Below are 17,358 nucleotides of genomic sequence, written 5' to 3' on the forward strand. Positions count from 1 at the left end.
GTCATGGGGAATGAATCGATGCGTATCGGCGTGCTGGGGGCGGGCTATGTCGGCCTCGTCTCTGGCGCCTGTCTCGCCGAGGTCGGCCATCGCGTCGTCTGCGCCGATCCGGACGAGCGGAAAATCGCCTCGCTGCTGCGAGGCGAAATGCCGATCTACGAAGCAGGGCTCGAGGAGCTCGTCCGCAGCAACGTCGAGCGCGGGCGGCTTTCGTTCACGACGGAAGCGAAAGACGCGGTCGAAGCGTCGGAGCTTTTGTTCGTCGCCGTCGGGACGCCCGCGCTCGATAACGGCGACGTCGACATGTCGCAGGTGAGGTCGGCGCTCGTCGGCATCGCGGAAGCGGCGCGCGAGAGCAAGATCGTCGTCATGAAAAGCACCGTGCCCGTCGGCACGGGCACGATGGCGGAGACGCTGCTCCGTTCCCGCGCGCGGCCTGGCGTCTCGTTCGAGGTCGTGTCGAATCCGGAATTTCTTCGGGAAGGGACGGCGGTGCACGACACGTTCCATATGGACCGCATCGTCGTCGGCGCGACGTCGGACGCGGCCGCGGAGCGGGTGCTCGCCGCGCTCGCTCCGTTCGGCGCGCCGGCGCTCAAGACGAACCGGGAAAGCGCGGAGCTGATCAAATACGCATCGAATTCGTTCCTCGCGACGAAAATTTCGTTCATTAACGAGATGGCGAACGTCTGCGAGAAGGTCGGCGCCGACATCGGCATGGTGGCCAAAGGTATGGGCATGGATAAGCGTATCGGGCCGTCCTTCTTGAACGCGGGGATCGGATACGGCGGGTTTTGCTTGCCGAAGGATACCCGCGCGCAGCTGTTTATCGCCGAGAACGTCGATTACGACTTTAAGATCATGCGAGCCGTCATCGAGGTGAATCAGCTGCAGCGGCAGCGCTTCGTTCGCAAGGTACGCGCGGCGTTCGATGGCGACCTTGCGGGCAAGACGCTGGCCGTCATGGGGCTGAGCTTTAAGCCCAATACGGACGATCTCCGGGACGCGCCCTCCCTCGATATTATTTCGATGCTGCTCCAATACGGCGCGAAGGTGCGGGCGTACGATCCGGTGTCCGCTCCGAAGGCCGCGGCGCTGCTGCCGGGCGTTCCGATTTTCGACGACCCGTACGAAGCGCTGCAAGGCTCGGACGCGATGCTGGTCGTCACGGAATGGGATCAGGTGCGGACGATCGACCTCGATCGGGCGAAGCTGGCGCTGCGCCTGCCGATCGTCTTCGACGGACGCAATGTGTTCGACGCCGATACGATGCGGGAGCGCGGGTTTCGTTACATTGCCGTAGGGAAACCATAAGGCAAATATTGACAATTCCGAGCGGGCAGGTTGTATAACGTTTGACAATTCTTTATAATGTCATAAGGAATTCCGATCACGGAGGCTGCGTCGAGCCTTGCACTCCGGAGGAACTTATGAACAAGCGGCTTCATACCATCAAAGAAGTGTCTCTGCGAACCGGCTTGTCTACGCAGCTCATCCGAAAGTGGGAGGAGCGGTACGGCGTCGTGTCGCCGTCGCGGTTCCCGAACGGGTACCGCGGGTATACCAAGGAGCATGTAGAGACGTTCCTTTGGCTGAAGGGGCGCGTGGACGCAGGAGTACCCATCGGGCTCGCGGTGCAGGAGCTCCAAGCGGGCGGGCTTCCGGGGCCGTTCGCCGAGGCCGAATGGTTCGGCGCGCCGGCGTCGCCGAACGCGGCCGCCATTCCGAGCGCGGAAGAGTATCAGCGGCAATTTTTAACCTTCTTCTTACGGCTGGATTATCGCGGCTCCCAGCAACTGTTCGACCATCTGACGGCGCTGCATCGGCTTGATTTCGTGCTGGCGCGCGTCCTGCAGCCGGCGCTCGTCGAGCTGGGCGAGATGTGGCTCCGCGGCGAGGCGTCCGAATACCAAGAGCATTTCGGCAGTCACTTCGTCCGCGACAGATTGCTCGCGATGAAAAATTTATTTGTCGCCGCGCCGTCCCAGCCGTTGTTCGTCACGGCGTGCTCGCCGTACGAGCGGCACGAGATCGGCGTGCTGTTATTTGGCTTCTACGCATTGCAGCAAGGATTTCAAATCGTCTATTTAGGCACCTCCCCTTCCGAGAAGGGGATTATGGACTGTCTCCGCCAAGCGACGCCGCGCGCGTTCGCCTTCGGCGTATCGACGATGGACGCATATCGGAATACCGTCCCGTTCCTCCGCAGACTCGACGACGCCATCGCGGCGCAAGGAACGCGGACGAAGGTGTTCGTCGGCGGACGCGTCATCGGAGAAGACGCCGTCCTGCAGGGGACGCGCGCCGTCCATTTGCTGGCGGGCGACGCCAAAGCGTCGCTTCCGAAAATCAAGGCGATCCTTTCGGTGTGACTCCAACGCGAAAACCTCCCCCGCCGCTTCGGCGGCAAGGGAGGTTTTTTCGCGCCCGTTCCGGCGCCGGGTCACTTGAGCGGACGGAGCGCGCGGACGCGGGCTTCGTCGGGCGTAACGAACAGCGTCTTTTGCTTGTCGTAGATGACGAAGCCGGGCTTGGCGCCGGAAGGCTTCTTCACGTGGCGCACGAGCGTATAATCGACCGGCACGAGGCTCGACTGCTTCGCCTTGCTGTAATACGCGGCGAGGTTCGCGGCTTCCGCGAGGGTGACGTCGCCGAACGCGTCGCCGCGGATGACGACGTGCGAGCCCGGAATGTCCTTCGTGTGCAGCCATGTATCGGACGGACGGGCGAGACGGTTCGTAATATAATCGTTCTGCGCGTTGTTGCGGCCGACGTAGATCGGCACGCCCTCGGACGATTCGTAGGCGTGCACCGCGGGCTTGTCGTTCTTGCGCGCTCGCCGCGCGTCCTTCCCGCCGCGATGACGCAAGTACCCGCCTTCGACCAGCTCGGCGCGGATTTCTTCGATATCCTGCAAGGAGGCGCCCTCCAGCTGCTGAAGAAGCAGCTCCATATAGGCGATTTCTTCGCGGGCCTGCGCCATCTGTTCTTCGACGACGGCGAGACTGTTTTTCATCTTCTGGTATTTTTTAAAATACCGCTGCGCGTTCTCCGACGGCGTCAGCAGCGGATCGAGCGGAATCGTGACGGAGGCTTGCGCTTCGTCGTAATAGTTGGCTACCTCGACGGCGTCGGCCCCCTTGGCGAACGTGTGCATATACGCGTTCAGCAGCTCCCCGAACACGCGATACCGATCCGCGTCCCGCGCCTCTTCGAGCGTATCCGCAAGCTTCTCGAGCTTCTTCTCGTTCTTGCTGCGCTCGTTCGCCAGCAGCTTCGCAAGATCCGACGTTCGCTGCTTGACGAGATCGCGCTCCGCCTTGTCCCCATAGTAGCGTTCCAGGCATGCGCTGACGTTGTCGAACGTCTCCACGACCGCGCCGTCGAAGGCAAACCGGAGCGGGACGACCGAGAAATACGACTTTCCGCGGCCGGGCTCGGTCGCGATATTCGGCTCGTACTCGTGCGAGCGAATGCGCGCCATCGCGTCCGCGAAAGCGGCGGCCGGATCGGAGGCGCCGGCGAGGATCGCGCGCGCGGCCAGCGGGCTGATGCCCGAGTACGTCTCGACGAGCCGCTGCGCCGCGGCGCCGGGGTCTCCGGCGTCCGCGCCGAGGGCGTCGGCGATGTCCCTCTTCGAAACCTCCAACGGATTGCGTTTCTCCTGCTCCGGCGGCGGCGTATAGACGGCGCCCGGCACGACGATGCGATGCGCGCTGATGGCGGGCGTCACGCGGTGCGCGGCCTCGAGCACGACGCCGGATTCCGGGTCCATGAGCACGATATTGCTGTGCCGGCCCATCAGCTCGAAGACGATGCGTTTCACGCCGACGTCCCCGAGCTCGTCCCGCTGGCGCACCTGGATATGCACGATGCGCTCCATGCCGAGCTGCTCGATCGATTCGACGACGCCGTTCTCGCAGTACTTGCGCAGCAGCATGCAAAACATCGGCGCTTCGAGCGGATTGACGTAGGCGCGCTCGGTCAGGTGGAACCGCGGATACGTCGGGTTCGCGGACACCAGCAGCCTGCGCGTCGTTCCCGAGCCGCGCAGCGTAAAGACGAGATCGGAATCGTTCGGTTGATGGATTTTATGAATTCTTCCGCCGACGAACGGCTGCAGCTCCTGCACGACCGCGCGTACGACGAGTCCGTCGAAAGCCATAGTTGTCTTCGCTCCTTGTAAGACGATGGCCGGGCGGCAGCCCGACTTCATCTTTAGAATTATATGCGTTTTCGCAATGAGAAGGCAACGACGGCCGCCGCGCGTCTCCGGACAAGTGGGATATTCTCGTCCCCCCGCGAATACATTGTACCTAGTACAAGTTATTCGAAGCGAGGGAGGGAACACGGGGGTATGAGTGAACGCACGTGGTACCAACTGGAGGCCGAGGAGCTGCTGGACGCCCACGGCCTCGACCCGTCACGCGGGTTATCGGCGGACGAAGCCGCGCGAAGGCTGGAGGAAGCCGGCCCCAACGAGTTGAGCGAAGGGGTGAAGCTGTCCCCGCTGGCGCTGTTTTTGAACCAATTCAAGGATTTCATGGTACTGGTGCTGATGGGCGCGACGCTGATATCGGGCTTGCTCGGCGAATATTTGGACGCGATTACGATTCTTGCCATCATCGTCCTCAACGGCGTGCTCGGTTTTATCCAGGAGTTCCGCGCGGAGCGGTCGCTCCGGGCGCTGAAGGAGCTGTCCGCGCCGACGGCGAAGGCGCTGCGCGACGGCGCGTGGGTCGTCGTGCCCGCGAAGTCGCTCGTGCCCGGCGATATCGTCGCGCTCGAGAGCGGCGATCGGGTGCCGGCGGACATTCGCTTTCTCGAAGCGAACAGCGTGTATGCGGAGGAGTCCGCGCTTACCGGGGAGTCGGTGCCGGTCGCCAAATCGACGGCCGCGATTCCCGAGGCCGACGTGCCGCTCGGGGATCAGCGCAACATGGGCTTCCTCGGCACGATGATTACGATGGGCACGGCCCGCGGCGTCGTCGTCCGTACCGGCATGCGCACCGAGATGGGCAAAATCGCGGACCTTATCAACAATACGGAAGAGGCGGAGACGCCGCTGCAGCGCCGCCTCGAGCAGTTCGGGAAAATTTTGATCGGCGTCGCGCTCGCCTTGACCGTGCTCGTCGTGATCGCCGGCATCATGCACGGACAGCCGGCGTACGGCATGTTCCTGGCCGGCGTCTCGCTCGCCGTCGCGGCGATCCCCGAAGGGTTGCCGGCGATCGTGACGGTCGCGCTCGCGCTCGGCGTGCAGCGCATGATCAAGCGCAAGGCGATCGTGCGCAAGCTTCCGTCCGTCGAGACGCTCGGCTGCGCGTCGGTCATCTGCTCCGATAAGACGGGGACGCTGACGCAAAATAAAATGACCGTGACGCGGGTGTGGATCGGCGGCCGGCTGCTCGACGTATCGGGCGAAGGCTACGAGCCGGTCGGCGACATCGTCGAACGCGGCGCGAAGGCCGGCGTCAAGGACGACCAGGCGCTTCGGCGGCTGCTGCAGATCGGCGTCCTGTGCAACGATGCCGTGCTGACCGAGGAAGTGCCCGAGCCGCAAGGGAAGAAGAAGCGATCGAAGGAAACGCCGAAGCCGGTATGGACGATCAAAGGCGACCCGACGGAAGGGGCGCTCGCCGTGCTCGGCGCGAAGGCCGGCGTCACCCGCGCGAGCCTCGAGGCGATGTATCGCCGCGCGGCGGAGTTCCCGTTCGATTCCGAGCGCAAGCGCATGTCGGTCGTCGTCGAGCACCCGGGGGGGCGCCTCGTCGTCGCGAAGGGCGCGCCGGATATGCTGCTGGAGCGCTGCAGCTATATTCTCTGGGACGGCAAGCTCGTCCCGTTCACCGGGACGCTGCGCCAGAAGGTGATGGACGCGAACGAGGCCTTCGCCGGCGACGCTTTGCGGGTGCTCGGCCTCGCGTATCGCGATTTGAAAGCGGGCGAGACGGTGGAAACCGCCGAGGAGGCGGAGCGCGGCCTCGTCTTCGTCGGGCTGACGGGCATGATCGACCCGCCGCGGAAGGAAGTGCGAGAGGCGATCGCCAAGTGCCGCAGGGCGGGCATCAAGACGGTCATGATTACGGGCGACCACTTGACGACGGCGGAGGCGATCGCGGCGCAGCTCGGCATGATCCCGAAGGGCGGCCGCACGGTGAGCGGCAGTCAGCTCGCCGCGATGACCGACGAACAGCTCGCGAAAGTCGTCGACGACATATACGTCTACGCCCGCGTGTCGCCGGAGCATAAGCTGCGCATCGTCAAGGCGCTGCAGGAGAAGGGGCACGTCGTCGCGATGACGGGCGACGGCGTTAACGACGCGCCGGCGATCAAGGCGGCGGACATCGGCATCGCCATGGGCATCACGGGCACGGACGTCTCGAAGGAAGCTTCGGCGCTCATCCTCTCCGACGACAACTTCGCGACGATCGTCGCGGCGATCGAGGAAGGGCGGGGCATCTACGAAAATATTCGGAAGTTTATCCGCTACTTGCTCGCGTCGAACGTCGGCGAAATTCTCGTCATGTTCATCGCGATGATGCTCGGCATGCCGCTGCCGCTGCTTCCGATCATGATTCTGTGGGTCAACCTCGTGACGGACGGCTTGCCGGCGATGGCGCTCGGCGTCGATCAGGCGGAGCGGGATCTGATGGAGCATAAGCCGCGCGGCAAGAAGGAGAACATTTTCGCAAGAAGGCTGGGCTGGAAAATCATCTCCCGCGGCTTCTTGATCGGGGTGTGCACGCTCGTTCCGTTCTGGCTCGTGCTGCAGCAGGGCGGCGACGATGCGGCGACGCTGACGCACGCGCAGACGGTGGCGTTCGCCACGCTCGTCATGGCGCAGCTCATTCACGTGTTCGACTGCCGGAGCTCGCGCTCCATCTTCCACCGGAATTTGTTCGAAAATAAAGCGCTGGTGCTGGCCGTCGCCTCGTCCGTCCTGCTGCTGCTCGGCGTGCTGTACATCGAGCCGCTGCAGCCGATCTTCAAGACGATGGCGCTGGGCGTCGCCGACTGGGCGCTCGTGCTCGTCTTCGCCGCGATTCCGACGTTGTTCTTCGGGGTCGGCAGCTTGATTTCGGCGCCGAAGAAGAAGCGGACGATCCGCTACGACGGCGGCGCGACCACTGCGGCCCGATAAAAACGATGCGCTTCGCTCCTTTTTGCGGTATGATATTGGCTAACCAATTTCATGCCTGCAAGAAGGGGCGTTTTTTTTCTTTATCGGAAACGCGGGGGAGAGATAAGGATTGGACACGAGGACGGAGCGCGCGGACGGAAAGCCGGATTTGCGCGAACGCATAAAGACGCGGGCGATCGTCGGCGACGGCGCGATGGGGACGTATTTGTATCAGTTAGGCGTCCCGATCGGCGTGTGCGCGGAAGAATTGAACGAGACGCGCCCGGAGGTGATCCGGGACGTGCACCGGCAATATTACGGAGCGGGCGCGCGGCTCATCGAGACGAACACGTTCGCGGCGAATCGCCACAAGCTCGCCCGGTTCGGGCTCGAACGAAGCGTGGACGCGATCAATCGCGCGGGCGTCGAGCTGGCGCGGACGTCGGTCGGACCCGACGCGTACGTCGCGGGCGCGATCGGGTCGGCTCGCGCGGCGGGACGCGTTAACGTGTCGAGGGCGGACGCCGAGGCGGCATACGACGAGCAGATGTCCGCGCTGCTCTCGGGCGGCGTCGATTTGCTGCTGCTCGAGACGTTTTACGATGCGGACGACGCGGAGGCGGCGGTGCGCATCGCGCGCCGGCTGACGGACAAGCCTTTGATTTGCCAGCTGTCCGTCGAAGCGGACGGCGCGGCTCCGGACGGGCGTTCCCTCGACGACGCCTTCGCGCGCCTCGCCGACGCGGGCGCCGACATCGTCGGCCTCAACTGCCACAGCGGACCGTACGGCATCATCCGTTCGCTCGAGAAGCTGCGCCGGCGCGGAGAACTGCCGCTTTCGATTTTCCCGAACGCGGGGCTGCCGGCTTACGTCGACGGCACGTTCTCGTACCCGGCCGGGCCCGATTACTTCGGCGAGAACGCGCTCACGCTCGCGAAGCTTGGCGCGCGCATCGTCGGCGGCTGCTGCGGCACGACGCCGGCGCATATCGAGGCCGTCGCGAAGGCGCTGGCGTCGTTCCGGCCGGAAGCGGCCGACGACGCCGCGGCGAACGCGCCTCCGCTGCGGGAGACGGTCGCCGTCCGGGCGCCAGCCGAGCCGATTCGCCGGGAGCCGACGATCTTGGACGCGGTGCGCGAACGCCATACGGTGCTCGTCGAGCTCGATCCGCCGCGGGATTTGAACATCGACAAGTTCATGAAAGGCGCGAAGGCGCTGCATGAAGCGGGGGCCGACGCGATCACGATGGCGGACAATTCGCTCGCGATGACGCGCATGAGCAACTCCGCGTTGGCGTATTTAGTCAAGGAGCGGGTCGGGGCGCGCCCGCTCGTGCATATCGCCTGCCGGGACCGCAATCTCATCGGACTGCAGTCGCATCTGATGGGGCTGCACGCGACCGGCATCGACCACGTGCTCGCCATTACGGGCGATCCGGCCCGGTTCGGCGATTTGCCGGGCGCGAGCTCGGTGTACGACGTGACGAGCTTTCAAATTATCAAAATGATCAAGCAGATGAACGAAGGGTTGGCGTTCTCCGGCAAAGCGCTGAAGGAGCGGGCGAATTTCCTCGTCGGCACGGCGCTGAATCCGAACGTCAAGCATCTGCATAAAGCGGTGGAGCGGCTGGAGAAGAAAATCGAGGCCGGCGCCGATTACGTCATGACGCAGCCGGTGTACGATCCGGAGCTGATCGTGCGGCTGCACGAAGCGACGAAGCATCTCGACATCCCGATTTTCCTCGGCATCATGCCGTTCACGACCGGGCGGAACGCGGAGTACCTGCATAACGAGGTGCCGGGCATTTCGTTGTCCGACGACGTTCGACGGCGTATGGCGGGGCTCGAAGGGGAAGAAGGGCGCAGGGTGTCGCTCGAGATTTCGAAGGAGCTGCTCGACGTCGCGATGGAGCGGTTCAAGGGCATCTATCTGATCACGCCGTTCCTCTTGTACGAGATGACGGCGGAGCTGACGCGCTACGTGCGGGACCGCGCGCAGAGCCGATTTCCACTTGTACCCACTAGGGAAATGGAGTAATATAGAGAAACGGAGCGTGCGAGGCTGTGTTGCGAAGCATGACCGGCTACGGCCACGATTCCGCAAGTTTGGGAACGCTAACGTTTACGGTCGAGATGAAGTCCGTAAACCATCGATATTCGGAGGTCGTCTGCAGGCTTCCCCGCGAGTGGGGGCATGCGGAGGATCGACTGCGGCGGCTGGTCCAGTCGCGGGTGAAGCGCGGACGGGTGGACGTCGCCGTCTCGGTCGAACGCGCGGGAACCGCCGCGCGGCAGGCGGTCGTCGATTGGCCGCTCGCCGAAGCGTACATCGACGCGGCGAAGCGGCTTTCGGAGCGGTTCGGCGAGGCGGTCGGCCGCGCGCCGACCGCGGCCGAGCTGCTGTCCGTCCCGGGCGTCTTCTCGCTTCGGGAGGAGGAGGCGCCGGACGATGCGGAGGACGTTTTGCTCGCTTGCGCGGAACGGGCGCTGGAGCGCCTGATGGCGATGCGCGAGACGGAGGGCCGGTTTCTCGCGGCGGATGCGGCCGTCAAGCTGAAGACGATCGAGGCGGCCGTCGCGCGCATGCGCGCCATGGCCCCGAGCGTCGCGGCGGCGTACCGCGACCGGCTCAGGGAACGCATCGCGAAGCTGCTCGGCGGCGAGGCGCCGGTCGACGAAGACCGGCTGTCGGCGGAGGTTGCATATTTCGCCGAACGGAGCGCGATCGACGAGGAGCTGACGAGGCTCGAAAGCCACGCGGCCCAATTCGCCGCGCTGCTGCGGGAGACCGAGCCCGTCGGCCGAAAGCTGGATTTTCTGCTGCAAGAGATGAACCGAGAGGCGAATACGATCGGCTCGAAGGCGAACGACGCGGAGCTCGCGGCGATCGTCGTCGACGTCAAGGCGGAGCTCGAGAAGCTCCGCGAGCAGACGCAAAATTTCGAGTAACCGCTGCATAGATATAGATTTCGTTCCGAGGAACGGCGTTCCGCCGTATGGCGGGATGCGGCGAGGGTTACAATGCCTATTAAGAGGCGCTAGGGGGAAGCAAGTATGGCAATCAAACTGATCAACATCGGATTCGGCAATATCGTCTCCGCCAACCGCATCATCTCCATCGTCAGCCCCGAGTCGGCTCCGATCAAGCGCATCATTCAAGAAGCGCGGGACCGGCACATGCTGATCGACGCGACGTACGGCCGCCGGACGCGCGCGGTCATCATCACGGACAGCGATCACGTCATCTTGTCCGCGGTGCAGCCGGAGACGGTCGCGCATCGGTTGTCCAATAAAGACGAGGATCACGACGAGTGACGGCGATGACCCATACCGTAACCACCACCCTAACCAAAGTCGAGGAACGGTTCATGACACAAGGCTTGCTGCTCGTCCTGTCCGGCCCGTCGGGCGTCGGCAAGGGAACGCTGTGCAATCGGCTCCGGAGCTTGTCTCCCGAGCTCGTCTACTCTGTCTCCGCCACGACCCGCAAGCCGCGGGAGGGCGAGGTGGACGGCGTCAATTACTTCTTCAAAACCCACGAAGAGTTTCGCGCGATGATCGAGGCGGGCGAATTGCTCGAGTGGGCGGAATACGTAGGCAACTACTACGGGACGCCGAAATCGTTCGTGCAGCAGACGATCGATCAAGGCAAAGACATCATTCTCGAGATCGACGTGCAAGGCGCGATGCAGGTGAAGGAACGGTTCCCCGAGGCGATCTTTATTTTCGTGCTGCCGCCTTCCCTCGAGGAGCTGCAAAAGCGCATCGTCGGCCGCGGCACGGAAACGGAAAGCTCGATCCGCTCGCGCATGGCGGCCGCGGCCGAAGAGCTCAAGCTGATGGAGCATTACGATTACGCCGTCGTGAACGACGTGCTCGAGACGGCGTGCAACCGCGTCCAGAGCATTATCGCGGCGGAGCATTGCCGGCGGGAGCGGCTGTTTCCCGCCATCCAATCATGGTTGAAAGAGGTGTAGGCATCCGATGTTATATCCATCCATAGACAAGCTGGTCGAGAAGGCCGGCAGCAAGTACTTGCTCGTCGTCGCCGCGTCGAAGCGGGCGCGGGCGCTGCGCGAGGGCGCGAAGTCCGATCTGCGGTCCCCGAAGGCGCATAAGCACGTCGGCGTCGCGCTCGAAGAAATTCACGGCGAGTACATCACATACGAGAAAACCTCGAAAGAGATCGCTTTAGACGATTCCACCCAACAACCCTAGCGGTTGTTATTTTTTTCTCAGGGGAGTTGAACGGGATGTTGCAAGGGAAAACGATTCTCCTGGGCGTCACCGGCGGCATCGCCGCCTATAAAGCGGCGGCGGTCGCCAGCAGGCTGACGCAGGCGGGCGCGGACGTGCGGGTCGTTATGACGGCCGCCGCGGCGAAATTCGTCGCGCCGCTGACGTTCCAGGCGATCACGCGGCATCGCGTCGTACTCGATACGTTCGACGAGGAGGACGCATCGGTCATCTCGCATATCGACTTGGCGGACCGCGCGGACGCGGTCGTCGTCGCGCCGGCGACGGCGAACGCCGTCGCCAAGCTCGCGCTCGGCCTCGGCGACGACATGCTGTCGACGACGCTGCTCGCGCACCGGGGCCGGACGCCGGTGCTCGTCGCGCCGGCGATGAACGTCCATATGTACGCGAATCCGGTCGTTCAGGAGCACATGGAGACGCTGCGCCGGCGCGGAACGACGTTCGTCGAGCCGGGGGAAGGCTTTCTGGCCTGCGGCTATACGGGCAAGGGGCGGATGGCGGAGCCGGAGGAGATCGTCAATGCCCTGATCTCGGCGTTGACGCCGCGCCGCTTGATGGAAGGCGTGCGCGTGCTCGTCACGGCAGGCGCGACGATGGAGCGCATCGACCCGGTGCGGTTTTTGACGAACGATTCCTCCGGGAAGATGGGCTTTGCGGTCGCCGAGGCGGCGCGCGATGCAGGCGCGAGCGTGACGGTCGTGGCGGGCCGGACGGACGTCGCGCCCCCGCGGGGCGTCGAGGTCGTGCGAGTCGAATCGACGCAGCAGATGTATGACGCCGTGCTCTCCCGGTTTCCGGAGGCCGACATCGTCGTCAAGGCGGCGGCGGTCGCCGACTACCGGCCCGTCGCCGTCGCCGACCGCAAGCTGAAGAAGACGGAAGGCGCCGACGCCAGTCTGACGCTCGCGCTCGAGCGGACGCCGGATATTTTGAAGGCGCTCGGCGAACGGAAAGGGCCGCGGCAGGTGCTGATCGGCTTCGCGGCGGAGACGCATGAGCTCGAGAAGCACGCGATGGGGAAGGCGGCGGCCAAGCGAGCGGATTATATCGTGGCGAACGACGTCTCCCGTCCGGGCGTCGGCTTCGGGCACGATACGAACGCGGTGTCCGTCTACACGGCCGACGGCCTCGTCGAGGACGTGCCGCTGCAATCGAAACGCGCCGTCGCCGAGCGGATCCTGGCGATCGGCTTCGAGGAGTACCGCGCCCGTACTGCCCCCGGGAGCGACGAGACATGATCGCGAAGGTAATCGTCGACTCGCCCGCGCGGGAGACGGACCGGCCGTTCGATTACGCCGTGCCGGACAAGCTCGCGCCGCTCGTCCGCCCGGGCGTGCGGGTCGGCGTGCCGTTCGGCCCTCGCGTCCTGCAAGGCTTCGTGCTCGGCGTCGCGGCGTCGTCGGAGATGGCGCCGAGTAAGCTAAAGCCGCTGAAGAGCGTGCTTGACGCGGCGCCGGTCGTGACGGAGGAGCTGCTGGAATTGGCCGGCTGGCTCAGCCGCAAATACGTGTGCCCGCAATATACGGCGCTTGCGGCGCTCCTTCCGAGCGCGCTGAAGACGAAGACGGAGAAGATCTACGCAGCAACGCCCGCGGCGGCCGCCGCCGCGGATGAGCGTGGCTTGCCGGAGGGGCTGCGGGAGCTGGTCGCCTACGTCTCGAAGCGCGGACGAGTTCCCGAGAAGACGCTGCTCGCCGCGTTCGCCGATCGGGCGGATGCGCTCGCGGAAGCGATCCGGCTCGGCTGGATCGAGGAAAGCCGGCACGTGAAGGACCGGCTCGGCGCGAAGACGCAGCTGTGCGCGGCGCCGGCCGCGCCGGCGGTACGGCTGCGGGAGGCGGCCGACGCGCTGCGTCGGCGCGCGCCGAAGCAGGCGGAGCTGTTGGAGCGGCTGGCCGCGGTCGCGGACGGCGAAGGCGAGGCGCCGTCGCTCGCGGAGCTGGCGCGGGACGCCGGCATCGGACCGTCCGCGGTGAAGGCGCTCGAGGCGAAGGGGCTCGTCGCGGTGGAGACGCGCGAGGTCGGACGGGATCCTTACGCGGATCGCCGATTCGCCGCCTCGCGTCCGCTGCCGCTGACCGAGACGCAAGCCGCGGCGCTCGAGCCGATCCGCCGCGCGATCGAGGCGCGGACGTACGAGCCGTTCCTGCTGCACGGCGTCACCGGCAGCGGGAAGACGGAGGTGTATCTGCAAGCGATGCAGGCATGCCTCGAGGCGGGCCGAGAGGCGATCCTGCTCGTGCCGGAAATTTCGCTGACGCCGCAAACCGTGAACGCGTTCAAAGGCCGCTTCGGCGATCAGGTAGCCGTCATGCACAGCCGGCTGTCGGCCGGCGAACGGTACGACGAGTGGCGGAAGATCGCCGGACGCCGGGTGAAGATCGCGATCGGCGCGCGGTCGGCGATTTTCGCGCCCTTCAGCGATATCGGGCTGATCATTATGGACGAGGAGCACGAGTCGTCTTATAAGCAAGAGGAGTCGCCGAAATATCACGCCCGCGACGTCGCGCTCGAGCGCGGCGCGCGCCATGGCGCGGCCGTCGTGCTCGGCTCCGCGACGCCGTCGCTGGAGACGTACCTCGACGCGCATCGCGGCGTCTATACGCTGCTCGAGATGCCCGAGCGGGTGGAGGGGCGGCCGCTGCCGAGCGTCGCCGTCGTCGATATGCGGCAGGAGCTGCGGGACGGCAACCGTTCGATGTTCAGCGCCCGCCTGCGGGAGGCGCTCGCGGAGCGGCTCGAGCGCGGCGAGCAGTCGGTGCTGCTGCTCAATCGCCGCGGCTACTCGACGTTCGTCATGTGCCGCTCATGCGGCTATGCGGCGCAATGCCCGCATTGCGACATTACGCTGACGTACCACCGCGCCGGCAAGCATTCGCGCTGCCATTACTGCGGGTATACCGAGCGGGAGACGACGAACTGCCCGAGCTGCGAGAGCGAGCATATTCGCCACTTCGGCGCAGGCACGCAGCGCGTCGAGGAGGAACTGGCGAAGCTGTTTCCCGGCATCCGAACGATCCGGATGGACGTCGACACGACGTCGCACAAGGGGGCGCACGAGCAGCTGCTCGCGGAGTTCCGGGAACGGAAGGCGGACGTGCTGCTCGGCACGCAGATGGTGGCCAAGGGGCTCGATTTTCCGTTCGTCACGCTCGTCGGGGTCATCAGCGCGGACACGGTGCTGCGCCTCGCCGACTTCCGGGCGGCGGAGCGCACTTTCCAGCTGCTGACGCAGGTCGCCGGCCGGGCGGGCCGGCATACGCTGCCGGGCGAGGTCGTCGTGCAGACGTATACGCCGGAGCATTACAGCATCCAGTTCGCCGCCGGCCACGATTACCGAGGCTTCGCCCGCAGGGAGCTGCTGTCGCGGCGGGAGCTCGGGTATCCGCCATACCGGAAGCTGGCGCTCGCGACGCTGTCGCACGAGGATATCTCGCGGCTCGTGCCGGCGGGGGAGCGATTCGCGGGCGAGCTGAAGCGGCGGCTGGCCGCGCTTCGGAGCGCGGGAGCCGAAGAGCCGGAACTGCTCGGTCCCGTGCCGTCCCCGATCCCGAAACTGAAAGATAGATATCGGTTTCAATGCATGGTAAAATATCGGGGAGAAACCGACGTAGCGGAGGCGCTGCGGGCGTCCGCGGACGCCCTCGCCGACGATGCGCGCAAGTCGAAGCTGAGCATTCAGCTCGACATGGATCCGCAGATGTTGCTATAACGAGGTACCCATACACGAAAGGGGCAAATCAAAATATGGCGATTCGCATCATCGTCAAGCATCCGGACCCGGTGCTTCGGGAGACCGCGAAGCCGGTGCCGAGCGTGACGCCGAACATCCAGAAGCTGCTGACCGATATGGCGGAGACGATGTACGACGCTCCCGGCGTCGGCCTGGCGGCGCCGCAGATCGGCATCTCGAAGCGGGTGATCGTCATCGACGTCGGCGACGAGCACGGGCTCATCGAGATGGTGAACCCGGAAATCGTCGAGGCGAGCGGAGAGCAGCTCGGTCCGGAGGGCTGCCTGAGCATCCCCGGCCTGCAAGGCGACGTCCGGCGCAAAGACCGGCTGAAGGTGAAAGGCCTCAACCGGTACGGCGAGGAGTTCGTCGTCGAAGCTTCCGGCTTCCTCTCCCGGGCGTTCCAGCACGAGATCGACCATCTGAACGGCGTGCTCTACATCGACATCGCGGAGCGCGTATACGAGCCGAAGCCGGACGAGGACGAAGAGGACGACGAGGTCGTATGAGGATGGAACCGAATATCGTATTCATGGGGACGCCGGACTTTGCCGTGCCGTCCCTTCGTTCGTTGATCGAGGCGGGATACCGGATTTCCGCCGTCGTCACGCAGCCGGACCGCCCGGTCGGCCGCAAAAAAATCATGACGCCGACGCCGGTGAAGGAGGAGGCGCTCCGCCGCGGCATTCCGGTGCTCCAGCCGCCGAAGCTGCGCGCCGCAGCCGCCGTCGAGGAGCTGGCCGCATACGCGCCCGATCTGATCGTGACGGCGGCGTACGGGCAAATTTTGCCGAAGGCGGTGCTGGAGCTGCCGAAACACGGCTGCATCAACGTGCACGGCTCGCTGCTGCCGAAATATCGGGGCGGCGCCCCGATCCAGCGCGCGATCATGAACGGCGAGCGCGTCACGGGCGTAACGATTATGTACATGGCCGAGGGGCTCGACACCGGGGACATGATCGCCAAGGCGGAGCTGCCGATCGGCCCGGACGACGACGCGGGGCATGTGTTCGAGCGGCTCAGCGCCGTCGGCGCGGAGCTGCTCCTGCGCACGCTCCCGTCGATTCTGGACGGCACGGCGGGGCGCGAGCCGCAGAACGACGCGGAAGCGACGTATTCGCCGAATTTGACGAGGGACGACGAGCGCATCGATTGGACGCGTTCCGCGCAGGCGATATACGACCAGCTGCGCGGGCTGTCGCCGCGCCCTGGCGCATTCACCTACTGGAACGGCGACGTGTTTAAAATTTGGAAGGCGGCCCGCCCGGCGCCGGGCCGATCCGCTTCGGCCGCGCCGGGAACGGTGCTTGAGATCGGCGCGGACGGGCTCGCCGTAGCGACGGGGGACGGCGTGTTCGTCGCCGTCGAGGTGCAGCCCGCCGGCAAGAAGGCGCTGCCGGTCGGCGAATTCGCGAGGAGCGGTTTAATGAGGAAGGGCGACCGGCTCGGAGAAGCGCCGGCGGGCGATGCGGATGCGAATTCGGCGGAGGCGGTCCGATGAGCGGGCCGGTCAAGCCGCCCGGCGCGCCGGCGAACGGCCGAAAGCCGGGGCCTGGGCAGCAGGGGCGATCCCGGCGCGGCGAGCCGAAGAAGGTGCCCGGCGCCCGGGACATCGCCCTCGATGCGCTGACGGCCGTGGAGCAGGAAGGCGCGTACAGCAACTTGGCGCTGAACGCCGCGCTGCAGCGGAGCCGTCCGGACGCGAGGGAGGCAGGTCTCGCCACGGAGCTCGTCTACGGCACGATCCAACGCCGAAATACGCTCGACGCCGTGCTCGACGCGCATCTCGCGAAGGGCGCGAAGAAGCTTCAACCGTGGGTGCGCAATTTGCTGCGGCTCAGCGCCTATCAGCTGCTGTACCTCGACCGCGTGCCGACGCACGCCGCCGTCAGCGAAGCGGTCGCGATCGCGAAGCGGCGGGGCCACGCGGGCGTCTCCGGACTCGTCAACGCGGTGCTGCGGAAGCTTGCGGCGCGGCCGGGCCGGCCCGCGGCGCCGGCGGGGGGGACGCCGCTCGAGCGGATCGCCTTCGAGCATTCGCATCCCGAATGGCTCGTCCGGGAATGGATTCGCGCGTTCGGGGAGGAGACGGCCGAACGCATCGCCGCGGCGAACAACGAACCGCCGAAAACGAGCGCCCGGGTCAATGCGCTCCGCGTCGACCGCGACGGCCTGATCGCGCGGCTCGCGGAGGAGGGCGTGACGGCGGTGCCGTCCGACGTATCGCCCGACGGGGTCGTCGCCG

14 protein-coding genes are annotated in these 17,358 nt (G+C 65.5%); 13 read left to right on the forward strand and 1 reads right to left on the reverse strand.

Going from position 1 to position 17,358, the window contains the following annotated elements; genetic code table 11:
- Nucleotides 1–3: 3 nt before the first annotated feature.
- Entirely contained in the window at nt 4–1,314 is a 1,311-nt protein-coding gene (locus VEZ38_RS00525) for a UDP-glucose/GDP-mannose dehydrogenase family protein (RefSeq protein ID WP_324890849.1), read from the forward strand.
- Nucleotides 1,315–1,430: 116 nt separating this feature from the next.
- The gene (locus tag VEZ38_RS00530) at nt 1,431–2,372 is read left to right on the forward strand and encodes a MerR family transcriptional regulator (RefSeq protein ID WP_324890852.1); all 942 of its coding nucleotides are present in this window, start codon (nt 1,431–1,433) and stop codon (nt 2,370–2,372) included.
- Nucleotides 2,373–2,443: 71 nt separating this feature from the next.
- Here VEZ38_RS00530 and VEZ38_RS00535 read toward each other — a convergent pair whose 3' ends face one another.
- Complete coding sequence (locus VEZ38_RS00535; RefSeq protein ID WP_324890854.1) at nt 2,444–4,165, reverse strand: Rqc2 family fibronectin-binding protein; 1,722 nt, start codon at nt 4,163–4,165, stop codon at nt 2,444–2,446.
- Between the two features lie 192 nt (nt 4,166–4,357).
- Between VEZ38_RS00535 and VEZ38_RS00540 the strand changes: the two genes are divergently transcribed.
- From VEZ38_RS00540 to VEZ38_RS00590, 11 genes are all read left to right on the forward strand, one after another.
- Nucleotides 4,358–7,144 carry a calcium-translocating P-type ATPase, SERCA-type gene (locus VEZ38_RS00540; protein ID WP_324890856.1) on the forward strand — a complete coding sequence of 929 codons (2,787 nt, stop codon included), beginning with the start codon at nt 4,358–4,360 and terminating at the stop codon, nt 7,142–7,144.
- A gap of 193 nt (nt 7,145–7,337) precedes the next feature.
- Nucleotides 7,338–9,161 carry a bifunctional homocysteine S-methyltransferase/methylenetetrahydrofolate reductase gene (locus VEZ38_RS00545; protein ID WP_324890875.1) on the forward strand — a complete coding sequence of 608 codons (1,824 nt, stop codon included), beginning with the start codon at nt 7,338–7,340 and terminating at the stop codon, nt 9,159–9,161.
- A gap of 26 nt (nt 9,162–9,187) precedes the next feature.
- Complete coding sequence (locus tag VEZ38_RS00550; protein ID WP_324890858.1) at nt 9,188–10,072, forward strand: YicC/YloC family endoribonuclease; 885 nt, start codon at nt 9,188–9,190, stop codon at nt 10,070–10,072.
- A gap of 105 nt (nt 10,073–10,177) precedes the next feature.
- Nucleotides 10,178–10,438: an extracellular matrix/biofilm regulator RemA gene (gene remA / locus VEZ38_RS00555; protein WP_199617827.1), complete on the forward strand. Its 261-nt coding sequence runs from the start codon at nt 10,178–10,180 to the stop codon at nt 10,436–10,438.
- Between the two features lie 53 nt (nt 10,439–10,491).
- Nucleotides 10,492–11,100 (forward strand): guanylate kinase, encoded by a 609-nt coding sequence (gmk, locus tag VEZ38_RS00560; protein WP_324890861.1) that lies wholly within the window; start codon nt 10,492–10,494, stop codon nt 11,098–11,100.
- 7 nt (nt 11,101–11,107) lie between these two features.
- Entirely contained in the window at nt 11,108–11,341 is a 234-nt protein-coding gene (gene rpoZ, locus VEZ38_RS00565; RefSeq protein ID WP_324890863.1) for a DNA-directed RNA polymerase subunit omega, read from the forward strand.
- Nucleotides 11,342–11,376: 35 nt separating this feature from the next.
- Nucleotides 11,377–12,618 (forward strand): bifunctional phosphopantothenoylcysteine decarboxylase/phosphopantothenate--cysteine ligase CoaBC, encoded by a 1,242-nt coding sequence (gene coaBC, locus VEZ38_RS00570; protein ID WP_324890865.1) that lies wholly within the window; start codon nt 11,377–11,379, stop codon nt 12,616–12,618.
- Nucleotides 12,615–15,092, forward strand: a complete 2,478-nt coding sequence (gene priA / locus VEZ38_RS00575; protein ID WP_324890867.1) for a primosomal protein N' — start codon at nt 12,615–12,617, stop codon at nt 15,090–15,092. Before coaBC ends, priA begins: the two co-directional genes overlap by 4 nt.
- A 35-nt stretch (nt 15,093–15,127) precedes the next feature.
- Nucleotides 15,128–15,622 carry a peptide deformylase gene (gene def, locus VEZ38_RS00580; RefSeq protein ID WP_324890869.1) on the forward strand — a complete coding sequence of 165 codons (495 nt, stop codon included), beginning with the start codon at nt 15,128–15,130 and terminating at the stop codon, nt 15,620–15,622.
- A gap of 2 nt (nt 15,623–15,624) precedes the next feature.
- Nucleotides 15,625–16,614 carry a methionyl-tRNA formyltransferase gene (gene fmt, locus VEZ38_RS00585; protein WP_324890871.1) on the forward strand — a complete coding sequence of 330 codons (990 nt, stop codon included), beginning with the start codon at nt 15,625–15,627 and terminating at the stop codon, nt 16,612–16,614.
- The coding region (locus VEZ38_RS00590; RefSeq protein ID WP_324890873.1) for a transcription antitermination factor NusB at nt 16,611–17,358 on the forward strand (748 nt) is incomplete at its 3' end. The genes fmt and VEZ38_RS00590, both read left to right, overlap by 4 nt.

This window comes from Paenibacillus sp., assembly GCF_035645235.1.
Taxonomy (GTDB): Bacteria; Bacillota; Bacilli; order Paenibacillales; family YIM-B00363; genus Paenibacillus_AE.

Coding starts and splice junctions, on each gene's coding strand:
- VEZ38_RS00525 (WP_324890849.1), top strand. CDS start 4: ATGGGGAATGAATCGATGCGTATCGGCGTGCTGGGGGCGGGCTATGTC.
- VEZ38_RS00530 (WP_324890852.1), top strand. CDS start 1,431: ATGAACAAGCGGCTTCATACCATCAAAGAAGTGTCTCTGCGAACCGGC.
- VEZ38_RS00535 (WP_324890854.1), bottom strand. CDS start 4,165: ATGGCTTTCGACGGACTCGTCGTACGCGCGGTCGTGCAGGAGCTGCAG.
- VEZ38_RS00540 (WP_324890856.1), top strand. CDS start 4,358: ATGAGTGAACGCACGTGGTACCAACTGGAGGCCGAGGAGCTGCTGGAC.
- VEZ38_RS00545 (WP_324890875.1), top strand. CDS start 7,338: ATGGGGACGTATTTGTATCAGTTAGGCGTCCCGATCGGCGTGTGCGCG.
- remA (WP_199617827.1), top strand. CDS start 10,178: ATGGCAATCAAACTGATCAACATCGGATTCGGCAATATCGTCTCCGCC.
- gmk (WP_324890861.1), top strand. CDS start 10,492: ATGACACAAGGCTTGCTGCTCGTCCTGTCCGGCCCGTCGGGCGTCGGC.
- rpoZ (WP_324890863.1), top strand. CDS start 11,108: ATGTTATATCCATCCATAGACAAGCTGGTCGAGAAGGCCGGCAGCAAG.
- coaBC (WP_324890865.1), top strand. CDS start 11,377: ATGTTGCAAGGGAAAACGATTCTCCTGGGCGTCACCGGCGGCATCGCC.
- priA (WP_324890867.1), top strand. CDS start 12,615: ATGATCGCGAAGGTAATCGTCGACTCGCCCGCGCGGGAGACGGACCGG.
- def (WP_324890869.1), top strand. CDS start 15,128: ATGGCGATTCGCATCATCGTCAAGCATCCGGACCCGGTGCTTCGGGAG.
- fmt (WP_324890871.1), top strand. CDS start 15,625: ATGGAACCGAATATCGTATTCATGGGGACGCCGGACTTTGCCGTGCCG.